Raw genomic sequence first — 19,747 nt, 5'->3', positions numbered from 1 at the left:
ATCGATGGATCAGCGGGCAGCCCACTGCTCAAGCACGGCGCGGTAGGGCTTGATGAAGTGTTCCTCGGTGAACCGGCCCTGCTTGACCGCCAGCTGGCTGCGCTCTTCGCGGTCGTAGACGATGCGGGTGGACGAGTAATCCTGGTGCTTCAGGCTGGGCTGGTAGACCTTGCCGGCCACGGAATTGGCGTTGTAGATCTCCGGGCGGTAGATCTTCTGGAACGCTTCCATGGTGCTGATGGTGCCGATCAGTTCCAGGTTCGAGTAATCGCCCAGCAGATCACCCTGGAAGTAGAACGCCAGCGGCGCGACGCTGCCCGGCGGCATGAAATAACGCACCTGCAGGCCCATCTTGTCGAAGTACTGGTCGGTGGGGGAGAACTCGCCCTGACGGTACTCCACGCCCAGGATGGGGTGGTGGTTCTCGGTGCGGTGGTAGGTCCTGCTGCTGGAGACGCTGATGCAGATGACCGGGCCCTTGCTGAAGTTGGCGCGGTAGGCGTCCGATCCCAGGAAGTGCTTGAACAGCTTGCCGTGCAGGTCGCCAAAGCCTTCCGGAAGCCCGAAGGTGGCCTTGCCCTCGTTGCTGGCCGGCAGCACCACGCTGAAATCATAGTCACGCACGTAGGACGAGAAATTGTTGCCGACGATGCCTTCGGTACGCACGCCGGTCTGCGTGTCGACGAGGGTGGGCTGCAGTACCTCGATCAACGGGAACGGATCGCTGCCGTCGGCGCCGTCGATGTGCATCTCCACCGAGATGATGTCCAGCTCGACCGCGTAACGGTCCGCGTTCGGGTTGTCCCAGTGCGCCAGGTCGTTGAAGCGGTTGTTGATCATGCGGATCGTGTTGCGCAGGTTTTCCCGCCGGGACGCGCCGCGGGCCAGGTTGGCGAAGTTGGTGGTGATGCGCGTGCCCTCGGCCGGCTGGTAGTCCTCGTTGAACGGGATGCGCGTGATGCTGAAGGTGAAGGTGTCGGTCGTCATGGGCGGCGTTCCGGGTCTGCGGGTGGCATCCAGGTGCGGATGGGCGCATCTGGCATTCAAAGGGCTTCGGTGGCCGCGCGGGGGACGGGCGGCGCGGCGCGGTGCGAGAGCGCCAACAACGGCATGGCCCGCTGCACCGCCAGTCGCGCACGCTGGATCAATGCTTCGTTGTGCACGCATCCTTCGGCGAAGTCGCGGTCGGTGGCGTAGATACCCAGCGGCAGGGTGCGGGCCTGGAAGAAACTGAAAAGCGGCCGCAGCTGATGGTCGATCACCAGCGCATGGCGCTCGCTGCCGCCGGTGGCGGCCAGCAGGATGGGGGTGTCGACCAGCGCGTCCTGGTCGATGAAGTCGAAGAAGTGCTTGAACAGGCCGGTGTACGAACCGCGGTAGACCGGCGTGGCCACGACCAGCACGTCGGCCTGTTCAACGGCCAGCAGTTGCCGCTCCACGGTCTCGGGCAGCTGCGAACGCCACAGCGCGCCGGCCAGCTGTGGGGCCAGCTGGCCCAGTTCGACCAGCTGCGGACTGCCCGGCACCTGCTCGCCGATCAGGTCCAGCAGGTGTTCGCAGAGGGTGGTCGAGCGCGAGGGGCGCTGCAGTCCGCCGGAAACGGCGACGATACGGAGGGGGCAGTGGGGTGAAGGCATGACCCGATGCTAGTCATGCCGTTCCATGACGTAAAATGGTATTACTTCACCAATCCATGAATGAGATTCATCGTCATGCTGGAACGCATCCACCTCAGCATCGTGCAGCAGGTCGAGCAGCAGGGCTCGCTGACCGCCGCCGCCGGCGTGCTGAACCTGACCCAGTCGGCGCTCAGCCACAGCATGAAGAAGCTGGAGCAGCAGCTGGGGACCGAAGTCTGGCTGCGTGAGGGTCGCAGCCTGCGGCTGACCCAGGCCGGGCAGTACCTGCTGGCGGTCGCCAACCGGGTGCTGCCGCAGCTGGACCTGGCCGAGGAGCGTCTGCGCCAGTTCGCCCAGGGCGAGCGCGGCGCGCTGCGCATCGGCATGGAATGCCACCCGTGCTACCAGTGGCTGCTGAAGATCGTCTCGCCCTACCTGGCGGCGTGGCCGGACGTGGATGTGGACGTCAAGCAGAAGTTCCAGTTCGGCGGCATCGGCGCATTGTTCGGCTACGAGATCGATCTGCTGGTCACCCCCGATCCGCTGCTGAAGCCGGGCCTGAAGTTCATCCCGGTGTTCGACTACGAACAGGTACTGGTAGTGGCCGGGAACCATGCCCTGGCCAAGGTGGACTACGTAAAGCCACGCCAGCTCGGCCAGGAAGTACTGATCAGCTATCCGGTGCCGTTCGAGCGTCTGGACATCTACAACCAGTTCCTGCTGCCGGCCGGCATCACGCCCCGGCGCCACAAGGCCATTGAAACCACCGACATCATGATGCAGATGGTGGCCAGCGGCCGCGGCGTGGCCGCCATGCCGCGCTGGCTGGTGGAGGAGTACGCCGCGCGCATGGACGTGGTGCCCGTCCGCCTGGGCGCCAAAGGCATCCCCAAGCAGATCTACCTGGGCGCGCGCGAGGCCGATACCGGCATCGACTACCTGCAGGCCTTCATCGAACTGGCGCGCAACAGCTCGCCGCTTGCCGGCAATGTGGGCGGAGCGCGCTGATGCCGGCGGGCCTGTCACTGCGGGCGGACGCCTTCATCAACGCCTTTTCGCTGGAAGTCAGCGCGAAAGCCATGCCGGCGCTGCGCGCCGAGGCGGATCGGATCCCGCGCGGTACGGTCATCTCCATACCGTACCTGGCCAGCGAGGATGACGACGCCCGCCTGGCCGCCGCGCGCACGGTGCGCGCCCTCGGCTTCGAGCCGATGCCACATCTCTCGGCCCGCCGCATCGGGTCAGCCGCAGCGCTTGCACGCTTCCTGGAACGTGCTGCCGGCGAAGCCGGAGTCGCGCGTTGCCTGCTGATCGCGGGCGACCTGGCCACGCCCGCCGGACCGTTTGCCGACAGTGCTTCGATCATCCAGACCGGTCTTCTGGAGCACTCCGGGATCAAGGTCGTTGGTATCGGCGGGCACCCGGAAGGGCATCCGGTCATGAGCAGTGACGAACGCTGGCAGGCGCTTGAGCGTAAATGCCAGGCCATCGAAGCACGTGGCATGGCACCTTTGGTCGTCACCCAGTTCGCCTTCGATGCCGATACCGTGCTGGCCTGGCTGGATGGACTGCGCGCCCGTGGCATCAGCGTTCCGGTGCTGGTCGGCGTGCCGGGTCCGGCCAGCATCACCCGGCTGCTGCGTTACGCCGCGATGTGCGGCGTAGGCGCCAGCGCATCGATGTTGGCCAGGTATGGCATCTCGATCGGCCGGCTGATTGGAACCGCAGGGCCCGAGGTGTTCGTCGATCGCCTGGTGAGGGGGCTGACCAGCGCCCATGGCCAGGTCAGCCCGCACTTCTTCCCGTTTGGCGGTATTGCGCCGTCGCTGGAGTGGATGGTGCAGTACCGGCGGCGCATTTCCGGCACCGGTGGCTGAATCGCCTCAGCCTGGCAGGTCGCACTTCATCTTGCCGTCCACGTAGTACGGCTTGGGTACGTTCGGGTTTGGGCTGGTCTTCTCGAAGACCACCTCGAACGAGGCAGCATCGGGCGTGCCCTTGCGCTCGGTACACGCGTCCTGCAGCTTCTTCCTGACAGCAGTGATACCGGCATCGCGGTTGGCACCCTCGGCGCTGTTGGTCAGATTCACGGTCTCGGCCGAGGCCAGTGGGCTCAGCGCAAGCAGGGCGCCGGTCAGCATCAGGGTGTGCAGCTTCGTCATGGTTCGTACCTGGCAGGTCTCTAATGAGGCCCCCAGCATAGGGCGGGGCCGTCAACAGCATGTGCCCGGCCAGGCGGGGTCAGGCCAGGGCATGCTCGCCACGGCGTAACCCGCGATGGCTGACAGCTGTCACTGGCTGCAGCCCGGGCGGACGCGAATAGTGAGCGCCAAGGCGAGGGCACCTCGCCACCAATCAGCCACCACTCACCAAGGAGACCGCTCATGAACATGCTCCAGCAGCTCGCCTCGCAGACGCCGATCTGGGTCTGGCTGCTCCTGGCCTTCCTGATCACCCGTGGCATCGCCGCCATGAAGCCGGCCGAGACCTCGTTGCAGAAGCTGGCGATCGTGCCCGCCCTGTTTGCCGTCTGGGGCGCGTGGTCGATCAGCCATCGCTTCGGCGCGTCGCTGATCGCCTGGAGCGAGTGGCTGGCCGGCATCGCCACGGGCGCGGCGCTTGCCTGGCTGCTGCTGAATCGATTGAAGCTGACGCTGGACCGCAGCACCGGCAAGCTCTGGCGCAGCGCGGACTTCAGCCTGCTGCCGCTGCTGCTGGTCACCTTCCTGGTGAAGTACGGCTTCGAAGTCGCATTTGCGGTGTCGCCGTCGCTGACCGCCCATGCCGGTTTCAGTGTGGCCTACCTGCTGCTGACGGGCGGGTTCACTGGCATCTTCGTCGGCAAGTACGCCCGGTACCTGGCCTCGCTGCGGGTGGATGCGGCGGGCAAGGGACTGGAAACCGCAGGCTGATTGACCTGGTCGTGCCGGCCGCTGGCCGGCTTCCCCAGGCAGGGTTGTGCGGAGCTGGCGCAGTCGTCACGATGAACTATGCGGTGGGCGGATTGTACTTCGCAGCTTGGCACGTCAGCGTAGTAGGTACCGCCAAGGTTCAGACAGGTCAAATGAAGGCTCCAAAATGAAGTTTCTGATCTCCTCCCTCACGTTCCTGGGCTTGGTGGTTGCGGCAGGAATCGTTTGGATAACGTATCCGACCTCTCTCGAATCTGAGCTCAGAACATTCCGCTCACTTCCACCAGAAGCATTCAAGATGCTTCGTGACGATGCGATCGCCTTCGCTCGGGCGAACGCATCGAAAGGCATTACCGTCGAAGCAGGCCCCCCGCAATCGAGCGTGTTCGAACTGCGGTGCAGAAAGGTTCCATTACTCCTGGTCGAGAACGGGCATGACCTGCTCACCCTCGATATCTTTGGATACGCAGACCGACGTGCGCCAGGCATTGCCAAGCTTCAAGATCAGATGACATCGAGACTGATCCCGGAGGGTCAGCCCGGCAAGCCCGGCCCGATTTCTGGAGAGCCCTCGGGACTGGAGGCGCTCATCATGAAGCATCGAGACGGCATCGATGTCGCGCAGCAGTGCCATTGAATCCAGGGGCGATTGAAGTGCGCCAAACGCATTGATCTCCTGACTTCGAATCCGTCGCACCTTATGCACGCCGCCTGATCGACCAGGTGGGCGTGCCCGACGTCGATGCCACCGATGGGTCGCCACTGGCGGTGGCTCTGCAGCAACAGCGCGGCGCCAGCAATCCGCGATCATCAGCAATCCGCGATCATCGGTGGGTAGCGTGACCACCCTGTCCAGCCTGGTGCGCATGATGTACTCGCGCGCGGGCGCCTACCCGGCCAACCCGCCCATGCTGTATGCCGAGGACTCTTCGCCCGATACGCGGCAGGGCGCCTGCAGCACCTGCCACGGCCTGGGACATGTCTACGAAGTGACCGAGGTGCATATCGATGCGGACCTGGCGAAGATCAGTATCAGTGGCGCACGCTTGCCGCAGGACAGATCGCTGTCCGACGCTTCGGTGACCAGGCAGGGTGCATGGCGAAGCCCAGCCTGCGCAGCGGCCCAGTCATCCAGCGCCTTAGACGTTCCCACGCCACTGGCTCATCAGCATCTGAAGGAATCGCTCCGCCGTGGGCGAGAGCAGGGCGCCGCGTCGGCGGACGATGCCGATCGTGCGCGACACCACCGGGTTGCCGATCGCGCGTGTCACCAGGGTGGGATGATCCCCGTCCGGCGTGGCCATCTTCGGCAGCACCGACACGCCGATGCCGGCCTCGACCATGCCCAGTGACGTGGACAGGTGCGTCACTTCGTAGTGCCAGCTCAACTTGAGGTTCTCGCGCGCCAGTGCACCGTCCAGCAGCGTGCGGTTGCCGCTCGTGCGATGCACGGTGATCAGCTGGTGCTCGGCCAGGTCGGCCCACTCCACCTTTCGCTTTCGGGCCAGCGGATGGTCACGCCGGCAGGCGAGCACGAAGGGGTCCTCCGCCAGTACGTCGAAATCGAGATTCGGGTCATTGGCGCCCATGAAGTTGATCCCGAACTCGACTTCGCCGCGTTCCACGGCCTGCAGACCCTCCGTGGCCGGGATATCCAGAATGCGGAAGCGCACGTTCGGGTGCGCTTCGTGGAAACGCGCCATCACGCTGGGCAGGAAGTAGAACGCCGCCGTCGGCAGGCACGCGATGGTGACGGTGGCGCCGCGGGTGTCTTCGCGGCCGCGCAGCGAGAACAGCGAGCCATCGAATTCCTCCAGCATGCGGCGTACCAGCGGCAGCAGGTTCTCGCCGACAGCGGTGGTACTGACGCTGCGCGTGGTGCGCTCCAGCAGCGGCGAACCCACGGCCTGCTCCAGCTTCTGTATCCGCCGGCTGAGCGCCGGCTGGGAGACGTGCAGGATTTCAGCGGCGCGGTGGAAGCTGCGTGTCTCCGACACCAGCAGGAATGCGCGCAGATCCAGGATTTCGCAATTGATGCTCATTGGGTATCAATCATCCAAAAATCAGCAATTCACAGATCAATTGAGGTCATGCCAGTATCGAATCACAGAGGGGTCATTCATCCCCTATACGCATCAATCTAGCACACGTATGACCAACGATCTGCTCAGCATTCCCTGCGTGCTCATGCGCGGCGGCACCTCCAAGGGCCCGTTCTTCCTGGCCAGCGACCTGCCGGCCGACACCGCCGAACGCGATCGCCTGCTGCTGGAAGTGATGGGCTCGGGCCATCCGCTGCAGATCGACGGCATCGGCGGTGGCAACGCGCTGACCAGCAAGGTGGCGATCATCGACCGCTCGAGCCGGGCGGACGCCGATGTGGATTACCTGTTCGCCCAGGTACGGGTGGAGCAGCAGGTGGTGGATACCTCGCCCAACTGCGGCAACATGCTGGCGGCCGTGGGCCCGTATGCCATCGAGCGTGGGCTGGTGCAGGCGCAGGATCCGCAGACTGAAGTGCGCATCCACAACGTCAACACCGGCAAGCTGATCATCGCCACGGTGGAAACGCCGGGCGGCCATGTGGTCTACCGCGGTGATACGCGCATTGCCGGCGCGCCGGGCTCGGCCGCGCCGGTCAGGCTCTCCTTCCTTGATGCCGCAGGCGCCCGCACCGGCAAGCTGCTGCCCAGTGGCCACGCGCAGGAAACCATCAATGGCGTGCCGGTCAGCCTGGTGGACTGTGCCATGCCGATGATGCTGGTGCGTGCCGAAGACCTGGGCGTGCGTGGTGATGCCTCGCCCGCCGAACTGAACGCGGACGCCGCGTTCATGCGCCGGCTGGAAGCGCTGCGCATCGAGGCGGGCGCCCGCATGGGCATCGCCGACGCCGGCAACAAGGTCATTCCCAAGCCGGTGCTGCTGTCGGCGCCGCAACACGGCGGCGATCTGCAGGTGCGCTACTTCATGCCGCACCAATGCCACACCGCGCTGGCGATCACCGGCGCCGTCGGCCTGGCCACCGCCGCCGTCACGCCGGGCACGCTGGCCCACACTTTGGTCGGATGCCTGTCCGTTCCCGGCCGCATTACCCTCGAACATCCGAGCGGGGCCCTGGAGGTGGGCCTCAGTCGCAGTTCGGGCGATGCGCCGGTGATTGCCAGCGTGGTCCGCACCGCGCGCCGCCTGTTCGACGGCCGGGTATATGCAACCTCGCCCGCGCCCGCCCGGGCCAGTGCCACCCAAGACCGCCAATGGACGTCAGCGGCATGATCTGAAACCGGCCGGGTCGGCACAGGCGTGCCTGCCCGCCACCACAACGTAGATGCTTCACTCCTGGGAGGGATGATGTACAAGCAGTTCCTGATGGCCGCGCTGTGCGCGGCCGGCCTGGCCGCGGCCGGATGCAGCAACAGCGGGCGCACCGAAGGCGCGTCCGCCGGCGGTGGTGACAACGCACCGGTACGCATCAGCGTCGGCTCCTACAACCTCAACAACCTGCCGTTCTTCATTGCCGACGCCAAGGGGTATTTCAAGGACGTCGGCCTGCAGGTGAAGACCGAGAACTTCGCCCAGGGCGGCTCCAAGGTATTGCAGGCGCTGGTGGCCAATTCCACCGACGTGGCCGTCGGCTTCTACGACCACACCATCCAGATGCAGGCCAAGGGCAAGGACGTGGTGGCCTTCGTGCTGCTCTCGCGCAACTCCGGCCTGGTGATGGCCGGCCGCGAGGATGCCACCTTCGATCCGGCCCGCCCGGAGACCATCAAGGGCCAGAAGGTCGGGATCACCGCGCCGGGCTCATCGTCGGACTTCTTCGTCCGTCACTTCCTCGCCCAGCACGATATTCCGGCCGACAGCATCTCGCTGATCGGCGTCGGCTCGGGCGCCGCAGCGGTGGCCGCGCTCGAGCAGGGCAAGATCGACCTGCTGGTCAACTACGACCCGGCCGCCACCCTGATCACCGAACGCAAGGTCGGCAGGATCCTGCTCGACGCGCGCAGCGACGACGGCGCCCGCCAGGTCTATGGCGGCCTGTACCCGACCTCGGTGATGTATGCCAACCAGAGCTTCCTGGACACGCGTCCCGAAGCGGCCGAGAAGATCGCCCGCGCCGAGCAGATGGCCTTGAAGTTCATCGCCGACAACAGTGCCGAAGACATCGTGGCGGCGCTGCCGGACAGCTACGTCTCTGGCGACCGTGCCACCTATGCGCGCGCAGTGGAGAACGCCCGCGCGATCTTCACCCGCGACGGTCACTTCACGCCGGCCGACCTGGAAACGCCGTTGAAGGTGCTGCGCGAGTTCAACACGGATGTGGCCAAGGCCAACATCGATCTGTCCAGGACCTACACCAATGCCTTCGTCGAGCGTGCCAACGCTGCGGCGCCGGCTGCCCAACCGTAAGCGGAGGTAACCCCATGGCCCTCAATGCCACCGTGCGCCAGCTCAATGGCGCGCCGCAGCTGGAGCCTGCACAGACCATGGTCGCCATCAACAAGGTGACCATGTCCTTCGGCGAATTCACCGCCGTTCGCGATGTCGACATCCAGGTAGGTGACGGCGAATTCCTCGCCATCGTCGGACCCACCGGCTGCGGCAAGAGCACCATCCTCAATTCCGTGGCGGGCCTGCTGAAGCCGTCGTCGGGCCAGGTCAGCATCGATGGCCGTGCCGTCAGCGGCGTGCAGGAGTCGGTCGGCTACCTGTTCCAGCAGGACGCGCTGTTGCCGTGGAAGACGGCGTACCAGAACGTTGAACTCGGCCTGCGCTTCCGCGGCGTGCCCGAGGCCGAACGCAAGGCCAAGGCCAACGCGTGGCTGGCCAAGGTCGGCCTGGCCGGCTTCGAGCATCGCTACCCGCACCAGCTGTCCGGTGGCCAGCGCAAGCGCGTGCAGATGGCGCAGGCGTTGATCGTCGAACCGAAGGTGATCCTGATGGATGAACCGTTCTCGGCGCTGGACATCCACACCCGGCACCTGATGCAGAACGAGCTGCTGCGCCTGTGGCAGGAGGACCGGCGCTCGGTGATCCTGATCACCCACGATCTGGAAGAAGCGATCGCCCTGGGCGACCGCGTCGTGGTGCTGTCCTCCGGCCCGGCCAGCCGTGTGGTGCGCAGTTTCGACGTGGATCTGGAACGGCCGCGGAACGTGGCCGAAATCAAGCTGGATGACCGTTTCACCGACCTGTACCGCGACATCTGGGCCTGCCTGCGCGGCGAAGTGGAGAAGAGCTATGCACGCCAAGACTGACAAGTTCATCCAGCTGGCCCTGGTGGTCGCCGTGTTCGGGGGCTGGGAGGGCGGTATCGCGCTGGGCGTGATCGATCCGTTCTTCTTCCCGTCGCCGACGGCGATCGTGCAGCAGGCCTGGACCTGGCTGTCCGACACCTCGTTCTACCAGCACGTGTACATCACGCTGACCGAAACCGCGCTGGGCTACATCATCGGCACCGGCCTGGGCGTGGCGGGCGGCGTGTGGCTGGGCCTGAGCCGGCGCTCGGCGCGCATCCTCGATCCCTTCATCAAGGGCTTCAACGCGATTCCGCGCGTGGTGCTGGCGCCGATCTTCGTGCTGTGGCTGGGCCTGGGCCTGTGGTCGAAGGTGGCGCTGGCGGTCACGCTGGTGTTCTTCACCACGTTCTTCAACGCCATGCAGGGCGTGCGCGAGGTGAACCCGGTGGTGCTCGCCAATGCCCGCATCCTGGGGGCGAGCCGCAGCGACCTGCTGCGCCACGTGTATTTCCCGGCGGCCGCGAGCTGGATCCTCTCGTCGCTGCGTACCTCGGTCGGCTTTGCCGTGGTCGGCGCGATCATCGGTGAGTACCTCGGCGCCTCGGCGGGCCTGGGCTACCTGATCGCGCAGGCAGAAGGCAACTTCAACGCTGTGGGTGTGTTCGCCGGCATCATCATCCTGGCCGCCTTCGTGCTGGTCATCGACGCGCTGCTGGACGTGGTCGAGAACAAACTGATCACCTGGCGTCCCAACGCGCAGGCACAGGCCACCAGCTGACCCGGACGGGCTGAGCCCGCCTGCCGCGCCGCCGGACCGATCCGGCGGCGCGTGCTTCCTTCCCCGATCTTCCCCCGCACCACCGCAACGGGCCAGCGCCAGGCCAGGGGGCCGGCTGGCCGGAGAGAGCCCATGAACCCTCCCACCGTGCTGCCGCTGGCAGCGCTGTCGGTCGCGCTCGGCCTGCTGTTGGCCAGTGGCCAGGCCGACGCACAGTCCACGTCCTCGCTGCCCGCGCCGCTGAGCCAGGCCGAGCTGTCACGCCTGGTGCAGCAGCAGGCGCTGCAGATCCAGCAACTGGAAGCACGCCTTCGCGCTGTCGAAGGCGGGCAGGGCAGTGCGACCGCACCGTCCACGCCGCCCGCGCCTGCGCTGGAGACGAGGGTAGCCGCATTGGAATCGAGCCAGTCCAAGCTGCCGAAGGTCTCCTGGGGCAAGGGCGCACCGGAGTTCAGCAGCGCCGACGGCACGACGGTGTTCCGTCCCCGTGGCCGCCTGTTCGTCGATGCCTCCAGCACCGACGGTTCGGCGGTCGCCGACCGCAACGTTTCGGGTACCGAGATCCGTTCGGTGCGCCTGGGGGCCGAGGGCCGCTACGGCACCCTGGGCTGGGTCGTGGAGGGCGACTTCGCCGACAACGCGGTGGCGTGGAAGTCGGTCTATGCCACGCTGGACCACACGCTGTTCGGCGTGCCGGCCGACCTCACGATCGGCAACCGCTTGAACGATCGCGGTATCGACGGCTCGAGCAGCACCTCCAACACGCCGTTCCAGGAACGCAACGTGGTCGGCACGCTGCTGCTGCCACAGCGCGGCCTGTTTGGTGTCGGGCTCACCGAGCGGGTGTATGGAAAGGGCTGGCATGCCAGCCTGTCGGTGGCCGGCAACGATCTCAACAACGCCGGCACCGACAACGACAGCCAGACCTGGGCCACGCGCGTCCACTGGAACCCGCTGGACACCGCGGGCGCCACCCTGCATCTGGGTGCATGGGCCTTCCACGAGGAGATTCCCGCCGGCGCCAGCAGCGTGGTGCGCAGTTCGGCCATCGCCGGTCATTTCAATGATCTGGTCAGGATCACGCCGGGCACGCTGCTGGGGGCCGAGCGCAGCACCGCCTACGGTGCGGAACTGGCCGGCTTCTTCGGCCCGGCATGGGCGACCGGTGAATGGGGTACGCGCAGCCTGCGGGGCAGCGATGCCAGCGGTCGCTATGACCGCGATCACGACGCGTGGGCGATCTCGGCCGGCTGGTTCGTGGCGGGCGCCCAACCGTCCTACGCGGGCAAGACGGGTACCTGGGGAAAGGTGAAGGTTGCCGATCCGGTGACGCGCGGCGGCAGCGGCGCGTGGGAGCTGAAGGGCCGCTACGAGGACGTGGACTATGCCGAGCTGCCCAGTGGCGGTACCGGCCACGCGTGGACACTGGGCGCGAACTGGTACCTCAACGACTTCAGCCGGGTGATGTTCGAGGCGGTCCGCTGGCAGACCCGCCACCGCAACGGCAGTGCAGCGGGCAAGGACGAGGGCACGACGTTCAACACCCGCCTGCAGCTGGCCTTCTAGCGCCGGGTGCCGCCTGCCTTCGGGTCACAGCAGCAACAGTGCCCCGATCAGGGCAGGCGGCATCACCAGCGCGCCGACGCGCAGGAAGTCGAGCGCGCTGACATGCTCGCCCTCGCGACGCAGCGCCACCAGCCACAGCATCGTGGCCAGCGAGCCGGTCACCGACAGGTTCGGGCCCAGGTCCACGCCGACCAGCAGTGCAGCACGGGTCTGCGCCGGCAGGTCTGCCATCTGCCCCAGCGAACCGGCGGCCAGGCCGACCGGCAGATTGTTGGCGACGTTGCTGAGCAGAGCCGCCGCACCGCCCGCCAGCCAGCTGGCCTGGTGGGGCGACGCTTTGGCCATCGCCTGCAGCGCGCCGGCCGCACTCTGGATGACACCGGTCTGCGCGACCGCTTCCACCAGCACGAACAGCCCGGCCACCAGCGGCAGCACGCCCCAGGAGACATGGCGCAGCAGCGGCAGCGGGCTATGGCGCTGGCGGATCACCACGATCGCCACGCTCAGCGCACCGGCACAGAAGGTCGCCAGGCCCAGCGGTCCGTTCAGTGCGGAGGTCACCAGCAGCACGCTGCCGGTGAACAGCACGCCCAGTGCGCTCAGCCGTCCGCCTGCCGTCAGCGGGCGATGCTCCGGCGCGGCCACCAGTGGCTGCGCGATCTCGCGCCGGTGCACCCAGCGCAGCACCAGGTAGGTGGCACCGATCGCCGCCGCGGAGGGCAATGCGAACTGCGCCAGCCACTGCAGCAGCGGCGGCATGTGCTGGCCGTACACCACCAGGTTGGCCGGGTTGGAGATGGGCAGCACGAAGCTGGCCGCATTGGCGATGAACGCACAGACGAACAGGTAGGGCAGGGGATTGGCGCGGGCGGCCTTGCAGGCGGCGTAGACGGCCGGCGTCAGCACCACGGCCGTTGCATCGTTGGACAGGAACACCGTCACCAGCGTGCCGACCAGGAACACCAGGTCGAACAGGCGTCGCCCCGATCCGCCGGCATGCCGCACCGCATACAGCGCCAACCAATCGAACAGCCCTTCGCGGCGCGCCAGTTCGGCCAGCACCATCATGCCGACCAGGAACAGGTAGACGTCGCGACCTTCGGCGACGGCGCCCCAGACGGTGTCCAGCGATACCGCGCCCAGCAACGGCAACAGCGCGGCAGCAGCCAGCGCCCACATGTACTCGGGGATGCGGAAGGGGCGGAACAGCAGGCCGGCGGTGGCAACGGCGACCGCTGCCCAGATGACGAGGGAGGAATGGGAGGCGAGCATGGGGGTGGGGGCTTCAGCGGTGCCTGCAGCGACCCCGGCGCGAGGGGGCCTGGCGCGCGCGATCAGCGGATGGACGGCCGCTGCGGTCATCGCAGGTTCCGGGATCGCGGCATCATACCGTGCGGACTGGTGCAGCGAACGCCGCTGCCCGGCACGTTCCGTGACAGCGGCGGTCCGCGACGGGCGCGCGGGCATCCGGGGGCCTGCAGGATGTGGCAGACGCGGGGCGAAGCACAGCGTGCCCACGCGCGCTGAACGTCTTCTTGGAGCGTTCTTCACCTCCGGCCTGCCTAAAGTGGGGCCATTCCCAGGCAGGCCGTTTTTCGACGATGTTTGATTATCAGGACTGGACCTTCCATGCCAACGGGCGCACGGTGGTGGCGCGGGTGGAACTGGACGGCGACGGCGGCGGCATCATCAACCGCTACCAGGTGACGCCGGGGCCGGCGCAGTCCGGCCTGTGCATCAAGGTTGCGTCGCAGGACGAAGCCGCGCAGAAGCTCGAGGCTGAAGTCAACAAGCTGCTGGGACCGGAGTGGTAGCGCCTGCGCGCTGCGATGCCGATCAATCGCCACGCGCGTGCGCGGTGGTACGTGCTGCCCTGCGCTTCAGTCCGAACAGGGGCCGCAACCAGGGGGACCGGCGGATGACCCCCTCATGCAGCAGCAGGCAACCGGCGATGGTGCCCGCAAGCAGCAGCGTCGGCTCCAGCCACGGCCCCAGCTGCCGTGGCTTGAGCCAGAACAGCAGTACGATCAGCAGGCTCTGGTGCAGCACATACCACGGGTAGACGGCTTCGGTGCAGTACGGCAACCAGCGGAACGGCCTGTCCAGGTAGTGCTTGCCCCAGCCCAGCACGGCCAGCAGCATGGCCCAGGCGTACAGCACTTCGCAGTACTGCGACTGCAGGCCCCAGAACCGCGGCGGCCAGCGCCGCAGCACCGAATCGACGGGCAGCCAGTGCCCCAGCGCTTCCAGCAGCAGGTACCAGGCCACCGCACCCGCAGCGATGCACAGCGACACCCGGCGAAGGGCCTGCACGCGTTGCCAGAAGCGTGGTTCGCGGCCCAGCAGATAGCCGGCCAGGAACACGGTGCCGTACTTGGCGTGCTGGTAGAGGTCCTCCACGAAGGTGTTGGTGGGCGGGTGGTCGGGCGCCAGCCAGGCCAGCCAGAGCAGCAGCACCAGCGCGGGCGTGCCGATCAGCACAGCGGCGGGTGCGCCGGCCAGCCCGGCACTCAGCCGCCGCAGCGGCGCCGAATCCAGCAGCGGCAGGGCTGCCACCAGCACCACCGTATAGGTCCACAGATAGGCCAGGTACCACAGGTGGTTCCAGGTGATGCCGAAGCGGTCCCCCGCGAAGCTACCGTCCGGCCACGGCCGCACCTGCCAGTAGCGCAGCAGGAAGTCCCAGAAGCCTGGCGCGACCATGCCCCGGCTGACACCCTCGCAGTAGGGTTGGATCGGCACCACCACAAACATGCCGAACAGCAGCGGCAGCAACAAGCGCCAACTGCGGATGAGGATGAACCGCCCCCGTTGCAGGCGCGGCCGCACCAGCGCGATGGCGACGCCGGAGATCAGGAACAGCAACGACATGCGCCAGCCATTCAGCAGCCGCATCGGCCACTGCAGCGCGTCGGCGGTGAAGCTGCCTTTCAGATGGAAGCCCCAGTCACCCACGTACGCCATGCCGGTGTGATACAGGATGAGCAGTGCGAAGGCGAAGACGCGGAGCGCGTCGATGTCGTGGCGTCGGTTCATGGGTGGGCAGCAGCGGACAGGGGCAGCCAGCGTGCCGCCGCGACATGGTCCCATGGGGTGGGAAGGGCCTGCCTGCGGCCCGGTAGTGACCAACGGCAGGCGATCAGGGACCAGCGGCATCCCTAGAATGGCGCCTTCGTCGCGCGTTGCGCGCGTGGTAGGGAAACCGCATGCCTGTAGCTTCGACGCCGCCCTGGCGGCTCACGTTCCGCCTGGCCGTGTGGGCGGCGCTGCTGCTGTTCATGGCCCTGGCCAACAGCGCCGTGGAAGTGATGGACGCGCAGCGGCGCGGCGACGCCCTGGCGTTCTGGGAGCCGCTGACCTGGGAGCTCAGCAGCGTCGGCGTGATCCTGCTCACGCTGCCGGCGATCTGGTGGGGGTGCAGGCGCTGGCCCCTGCATGCAGAGACCTGGCGGCGCCGCCTTCCGCTCTATCTGCTGGCCAGCATCGGCTGGTCGCTGCTGCACGTACTGGCCATGATGGCGCTGCGCAAGCTGGTCTACCTGGGTCTTGGTGCCAGCTACGTGGACGGTGCCGGCTGGGTCTCGCGCCTGGGCTATGAATACCTCAAGGACGTACGCGTGTTCTTCAGCATCGTGCTGCTCGAACACCTGATGAGCTGGTTCGGACGCCGCCAACAGGGTGAGGCGCATCTGCTCGCGGCGCCGGAAGACGCGGCGCCGGTGGAGTCGGTTGAGCGGCCACGGCATTTCCTGGTGCGCAAGCTGGGCAAGGAATTCCTGGTGGCCACCGACGATGTGGAATATGCGCAGGCGTCCGGCAATTACGTGAACCTGCACGTGCGCGGGCATGACTATCCGTTGCGTACCACGTTGGCGGCGCTTGCGCTGCGGTTGGATCCATCGGTGTTCCTGCGCTGCCACCGCAGCTGGCTCGTCAACCGCCACCAGCTGCGCTCGATCGAGCCTGCCGATGGCGGCGACGCGGTGCTGCACATGGCCGATGGCGCACGGGTGCCGTGCAGCAGGCGGCAGCTGCCCGTGCTCCGGCAGGCGCTGGCGGCAGGCTAGCGGGTAGGGCGCGGGACCGCTGGCATCGATTGCATCGGTGCGCGGTCGATTTGCTGCGCTGCATGGTGACAACGGTGAACCTGGGTGATTACTCTCCGCTGCAACGCGATGGTAGCGCTACCAGTAGGACGGGGATCCAAGGTCCTGGGGCTGCCTTCTTTGCCGCGTGTTTGTCCTGGCAGGCTTGAAAAGCAAGTGTAAGTCGCGGCGTGCTCCAGCACCCGCGCTGTTCGGTTTGGAATGCGGGCCACGCCCGTGCGTGCCCCTGGGAGGGGGCGGTACATCCATTCGATCGTATGTCAGAGGGGACTTTCATGAGCACTTGCAGTTTCCGTGGCACCCAAGGCCCGAGGATCGGTTCATGAGCCGCACGTTGGCGAAGCTCCGGTCCAGGGCGATGTTCACCTTCGTGGGCGGCGCCCTGGTCATCAACCCGGCCTTTGCGCAGGACGCTGCACCGGCAACCGGCCAGCCGCCGCAGAGCCCGTCGCAGCCCACCCAGCTCGATGCCGTGCAGGTCACGGGCATACGCAACAGCCTGAGCCAGGCCATGGACATCAAGCGCGACTCGGCCGGCGTGGTCGACGCGATCAGTGCCGAAGACATCGGCAAGTTCCCCGACACCAATCTTGCAGAGTCGCTGCAGCGCATCACCGGCATCTCCATCGAGCGCCGTGATGGCGAGGGCGCACAGGTCACCGCGCGTGGCTTTGGTCCCCAGTTCAACATGGTCACGCTCAATGGCCGGCAGATGCCGGGGGCCGATGCCTTCGGTGCGTCCGGGCAGGTGGCCATCGGCGGTGTGGACGGCGGTACCCGCGCCTTCAATTTCGCGCAGCTGGCGGCCGAAGCGATCAATGGCATCGAGGTGTACAAGACCAGCCAGGCTCAGGTGCCCAGCGGCGGCATCGGCGCGACGATCAACATCCTGACCGCCCGTCCGCTGGATCACGCTGGCATCGTGGCCAATGCCGGCGCGAAGCTGGTGTCCGACCGCAGCCAGCCGTTCGACAATGACCTGACCCCGGAGCTGTCGGGCATCTTCAGTTACAGCAACCCCGAAAAGACCTTCGGCGTCAGCCTCAGTGCCAGCCAGCAGAAGCGCAAGGGCGGTTCGGTGCAGGCCACGGAGAACTACTGGAACGTTCAGCCGTGGACGGGGTCGATGCCTGGCAACCCAGCCGTGGTGAATGCGCCGGCCATCGGCCAGCTCTACGCACGTCCCAACGACCTGCGTTATGCGTTCTCCGAGTTCGAGCGCGAACGCGTCAATGGCCAGGCGGTGCTGCAGTTCGCACCGACAGACAGCCTGACCCTGACCATGGACTACACCTACTCGACCAACGAGATCACCGAGAATCGTGGCGAGCAGGGCATGTGGCTGCAGAACAGCAACTACACCAATGTCCAGTTCGACACCTCCGGCGCGGTCGCCACCCCGGTCTACATCCGCGAGATCGCCGGCACCAAGGACTTCGGGCTCGAACAGCAGCGCAGCATGCAGGAGTACAAGCTGGGCTCGCTGGGCTTCAACGCGGTCTGGAATGTCAGCGACCGCTTCAAGCTCAGCTTCGATGCGCACAATTCGAAGAATGAAAGCCGCCCCAACGACCCGCTGACCGGCGGCGGCTCCATTTTCATGAGCATTGCCGGCACCAACAACTGCACCCGTGGCCCGCATTGCGGTGGCTCCTGGGTGCAGGAGCTGAACTTCAACAATGGCCTGCCGGTCGGCACCCAGGTCTGGTATCCCAGTACTGCCGATGCGATCGCCGGCACCAATGGCGTGGTCAACCCGGGCTTCCAGGAAGGCGAGATCGGCACCCAGGTGCTGCGCGTCAACGCGCAGACGCAGATCAGCGAGATCAAGCAGGCGCGTGTCGACGGCGAATGGAACTTCGACCACGGGCGCTTCCAGTTCGGCGTGGATGCCAACAAGTCCACCACCCACCGCATCCAGGCGGCCGAGGCCTATTCGACCCTGGGCGACTGGGGCGTGGCCAACGTGGACCGGGATACCGCCGGCGGCCTGATGGACCTGCTGCAGCCGGTCAGCATCGTCGGCCTGTTCGACGACTACAGTGCAAACAGCTGGCCGGCCTGGCGCGGCAATGCCGGGCAGCTGGCGCAATGGGCATCGCGCGAGTACGGCGTCGGCCTGGGTGTGAACCCGCAACGCGCGGCCGACAACTTCGTGGAAGAGAAGACCAAGGCGGCGTACTTCCAGGTGGAGCTGGACGGGGAACTGGGTGGCATGCGCACCAACACCCGCCTGGGCGTGCGCTATGAAACCACCGATGTGGTGTCGACCTCGGTCATTGCCGTCCCCGAGTCCATCGAGTGGCAGGCCAACAACGATTTCCGCATCGTGCTGTCCGATGAGCAGCAGCCCTTTACCGAGAAGGCGCGCTACAGCTACATCCTGCCCAACCTCGATTTCAGCATCGACCTCACCGAGGAACTGAAGGGCCGCGTTTCGTTCGGCAAGAGCATCGCCCGCGCGCCGTACGGCAATCTCTATGCAGGACCCGGGGCCCAGCAGCCGTTCGGTTCGGTGCTGATCGATCCGTCGTCGCGCGCCAGCGGCAACTCGCAGAACCCGAGCCTGAAGCCGCTGGAATCGGACAACCTCGACCTGGGGCTGGAGTGGTACTTCGCCGACGCCAGCTATGTGTCATTGACCTATTGGAACAAGTCGGTCAGCAACTTCATCGGCAACACCGTCGTCCAGGAAAGCCTGTACGGCCTCACCGATCCGACCTCCGGGCCGGATGCGCGGGCGGCGCTGGACTTCCTGACCAGCGGCGCCTGCGTCGCCCAGGTCGGGCCGGCCAATGCCGCTGCCTGCTCGGCCAACGACACCTCGCTGTTCACCGCACTGGCGTTGCTGCGCAACAATCCCGCCGGCCTGGGTGCCTACAACGGCACCGATGCGCAGGTGCTGGCCACCGAGGCAGCCTACGACCTGCACGGGCAGGCCAACGATCCGCTCTACCAGTTCAACGTCAATCGCCCGATCAACCAGAACAAGTCCAAGCTGCATGGCTGGGAGCTGGGCGGCCAGTACTTCTTTGGTGACACCGGCTTCGGCGTGCTGGCCAACTACACCGTGGTCAAAGGTGATGTCGGCTACAACAATGGCGGCGATCCGGGTATCGACCAGTTCTCGCTCACCGGCCTGAGCGACACTGCCAACGCTATGCTGATGTACGAGAAGTACGGGTGGTCGGTGCGCCTGGCATGGAACTGGCGCGACCAGTACCTGATCCTGGCCAACCAGGGCTCCAGCCGCAATCCATACTATGTGGAGCCGTACGAGCAATGGGATCTCAGCGTCAACTACGCGCTGGATGACCACTGGTCCTTCAGCCTGGAGGCGATCAACCTGACCGGCGAGGATGTGCGGTGGCGCTCGCGCACCTCGCAGATGATCGTCAAGCTGGCCGACCAGAGCCCGCGCTACATGCTGGGCGTACGCTACAAGTTCTGAGCCTGGTTGCCGATGCGCCCGGCACGGCACCGCTGCCCGCCAGCGGTGCCGCGCCGGGACGGTGTCGCCGCACCTGTC

The 19,747-nt window shown here is 66.5% G+C and carries 18 protein-coding genes and 1 pseudogene; 13 read left to right on the top strand and 6 right to left on the bottom strand.

Annotated elements, in window-relative coordinates:
* Positions 1 to 9: 9 nt before the first annotated feature.
* Complete coding sequence (locus BLS66_RS04260; RefSeq protein ID WP_074725172.1) at positions 10 to 987, bottom strand: DUF1852 domain-containing protein; 978 nt, start codon at positions 985 to 987, stop codon at positions 10 to 12.
* Between the two features lie 56 nt (positions 988 to 1,043).
* Positions 1,044 to 1,637 (bottom strand): FMN reductase, encoded by a 594-nt coding sequence (gene msuE, locus BLS66_RS04255; protein WP_074725171.1) that lies wholly within the window; start codon positions 1,635 to 1,637, stop codon positions 1,044 to 1,046.
* A 75-nt stretch (positions 1,638 to 1,712) separates the two neighbouring features.
* Here msuE and BLS66_RS04250 point away from each other — a divergent pair, with 75 nt between their 5' ends.
* Together BLS66_RS04250 and BLS66_RS04245 are read left to right on the top strand one after the other, a co-directional pair.
* Positions 1,713 to 2,627: a LysR family transcriptional regulator gene (locus tag BLS66_RS04250; RefSeq protein ID WP_049467244.1), complete on the top strand. Its 915-nt coding sequence runs from the start codon at positions 1,713 to 1,715 to the stop codon at positions 2,625 to 2,627.
* The gene (locus BLS66_RS04245) at positions 2,627 to 3,496 is read left to right on the top strand and encodes a methylenetetrahydrofolate reductase (RefSeq protein WP_074725170.1); all 870 of its coding nucleotides are present in this window, start codon (positions 2,627 to 2,629) and stop codon (positions 3,494 to 3,496) included. The genes BLS66_RS04250 and BLS66_RS04245 overlap by 1 nt, the downstream gene beginning before the upstream one ends.
* A 6-nt stretch (positions 3,497 to 3,502) precedes the next feature.
* Here BLS66_RS04245 and BLS66_RS04240 read toward each other — a convergent pair whose 3' ends face one another.
* Entirely contained in the window at positions 3,503 to 3,781 is a 279-nt protein-coding gene (locus BLS66_RS04240; protein ID WP_049467248.1) for a hypothetical protein, read from the bottom strand.
* A gap of 222 nt (positions 3,782 to 4,003) precedes the next feature.
* Between BLS66_RS04240 and BLS66_RS04235 the strand changes: the two genes are divergently transcribed.
* The 3 genes and pseudogenes from BLS66_RS04235 to BLS66_RS04225 form a co-directional block, all read left to right on the top strand.
* Positions 4,004 to 4,531, top strand: coding sequence for a DUF6622 family protein (locus BLS66_RS04235; protein ID WP_074725169.1), 528 nt, complete (start codon positions 4,004 to 4,006; stop codon positions 4,529 to 4,531).
* A 166-nt stretch (positions 4,532 to 4,697) separates the two neighbouring features.
* Entirely contained in the window at positions 4,698 to 5,168 is a 471-nt protein-coding gene (locus BLS66_RS04230) for a hypothetical protein (RefSeq protein ID WP_074725168.1), read from the top strand.
* Between the two features lie 44 nt (positions 5,169 to 5,212).
* Positions 5,213 to 5,529 (top strand): annotated as a pseudogene (locus BLS66_RS04225) (excinuclease ABC subunit A); the annotation flags it as partial.
* A gap of 141 nt (positions 5,530 to 5,670) precedes the next feature.
* On the opposite strand, the gene BLS66_RS04220 reads toward BLS66_RS04225, so the two are convergent.
* Entirely contained in the window at positions 5,671 to 6,573 is a 903-nt protein-coding gene (locus BLS66_RS04220; RefSeq protein WP_049410734.1) for a LysR family transcriptional regulator, read from the bottom strand.
* Positions 6,574 to 6,682: 109 nt separating this feature from the next.
* Between BLS66_RS04220 and BLS66_RS04215 the strand changes: the two genes are divergently transcribed.
* The 5 genes from BLS66_RS04215 (at position 6,683) to BLS66_RS04195 (ending at position 12,112) form a co-directional block, all read left to right on the top strand.
* Positions 6,683 to 7,804 carry a 4-oxalomesaconate tautomerase gene (locus BLS66_RS04215; RefSeq protein WP_074725167.1) on the top strand — a complete coding sequence of 374 codons (1,122 nt, stop codon included), beginning with the start codon at positions 6,683 to 6,685 and terminating at the stop codon, positions 7,802 to 7,804.
* A gap of 75 nt (positions 7,805 to 7,879) precedes the next feature.
* Positions 7,880 to 8,938 (top strand): ABC transporter substrate-binding protein, encoded by a 1,059-nt coding sequence (locus tag BLS66_RS04210; protein ID WP_074725166.1) that lies wholly within the window; start codon positions 7,880 to 7,882, stop codon positions 8,936 to 8,938.
* 14 nt (positions 8,939 to 8,952) lie between these two features.
* Positions 8,953 to 9,786: an ABC transporter ATP-binding protein gene (locus tag BLS66_RS04205; protein WP_049467258.1), complete on the top strand. Its 834-nt coding sequence runs from the start codon at positions 8,953 to 8,955 to the stop codon at positions 9,784 to 9,786.
* Positions 9,770 to 10,546, top strand: coding sequence for an ABC transporter permease (locus BLS66_RS04200; RefSeq protein ID WP_005409726.1), 777 nt, complete (start codon positions 9,770 to 9,772; stop codon positions 10,544 to 10,546). Before BLS66_RS04205 ends, BLS66_RS04200 begins: the two co-directional genes overlap by 17 nt.
* 132 nt (positions 10,547 to 10,678) lie before the next feature.
* Complete coding sequence (locus tag BLS66_RS04195; protein ID WP_074725165.1) at positions 10,679 to 12,112, top strand: OprO/OprP family phosphate-selective porin; 1,434 nt, start codon at positions 10,679 to 10,681, stop codon at positions 12,110 to 12,112.
* A 24-nt stretch (positions 12,113 to 12,136) separates the two neighbouring features.
* Here the strand turns inward: BLS66_RS04195 and BLS66_RS04190 are convergent, their stop codons facing one another.
* Complete coding sequence (locus BLS66_RS04190) at positions 12,137 to 13,384, bottom strand: arsenic transporter (RefSeq protein ID WP_074725164.1); 1,248 nt, start codon at positions 13,382 to 13,384, stop codon at positions 12,137 to 12,139.
* Between the two features lie 329 nt (positions 13,385 to 13,713).
* Between BLS66_RS04190 and BLS66_RS04185 the strand changes: the two genes are divergently transcribed.
* A complete protein-coding gene (locus BLS66_RS04185; RefSeq protein WP_049467263.1) occupies positions 13,714 to 13,926 on the top strand; it encodes a hypothetical protein in 213 nt (70 codons plus the stop codon).
* A gap of 22 nt (positions 13,927 to 13,948) precedes the next feature.
* On the opposite strand, the gene BLS66_RS04180 is transcribed toward BLS66_RS04185, so the two are convergent.
* On the bottom strand, positions 13,949 to 15,148 hold the full coding sequence (locus BLS66_RS04180; RefSeq protein WP_074725163.1) for an acyltransferase family protein: 1,200 nt from the start codon (positions 15,146 to 15,148) through the stop codon (positions 13,949 to 13,951).
* Positions 15,149 to 15,318: 170 nt separating this feature from the next.
* On the opposite strand from BLS66_RS04180, the gene BLS66_RS04175 reads away from it, so the two are divergent.
* Complete coding sequence (locus BLS66_RS04175) at positions 15,319 to 16,179, top strand: LytTR family DNA-binding domain-containing protein (protein WP_074725162.1); 861 nt, start codon at positions 15,319 to 15,321, stop codon at positions 16,177 to 16,179.
* Positions 16,180 to 16,540: 361 nt separating this feature from the next.
* Positions 16,541 to 19,669, top strand: a complete 3,129-nt coding sequence (locus BLS66_RS04170; RefSeq protein WP_074725161.1) for a TonB-dependent receptor — start codon at positions 16,541 to 16,543, stop codon at positions 19,667 to 19,669.
* The last annotated feature ends 78 nt before the right edge of the window (positions 19,670 to 19,747 follow it).

The sequence above is a fragment of the Stenotrophomonas pavanii genome, from assembly GCF_900101175.1.
Classification (GTDB): domain Bacteria; phylum Pseudomonadota; class Gammaproteobacteria; order Xanthomonadales; family Xanthomonadaceae; genus Stenotrophomonas; species Stenotrophomonas pavanii.
The sequence above is the reverse complement of the archived record's forward strand: the minus strand, read 5'-3'. Positions and strand labels throughout refer to the sequence as shown.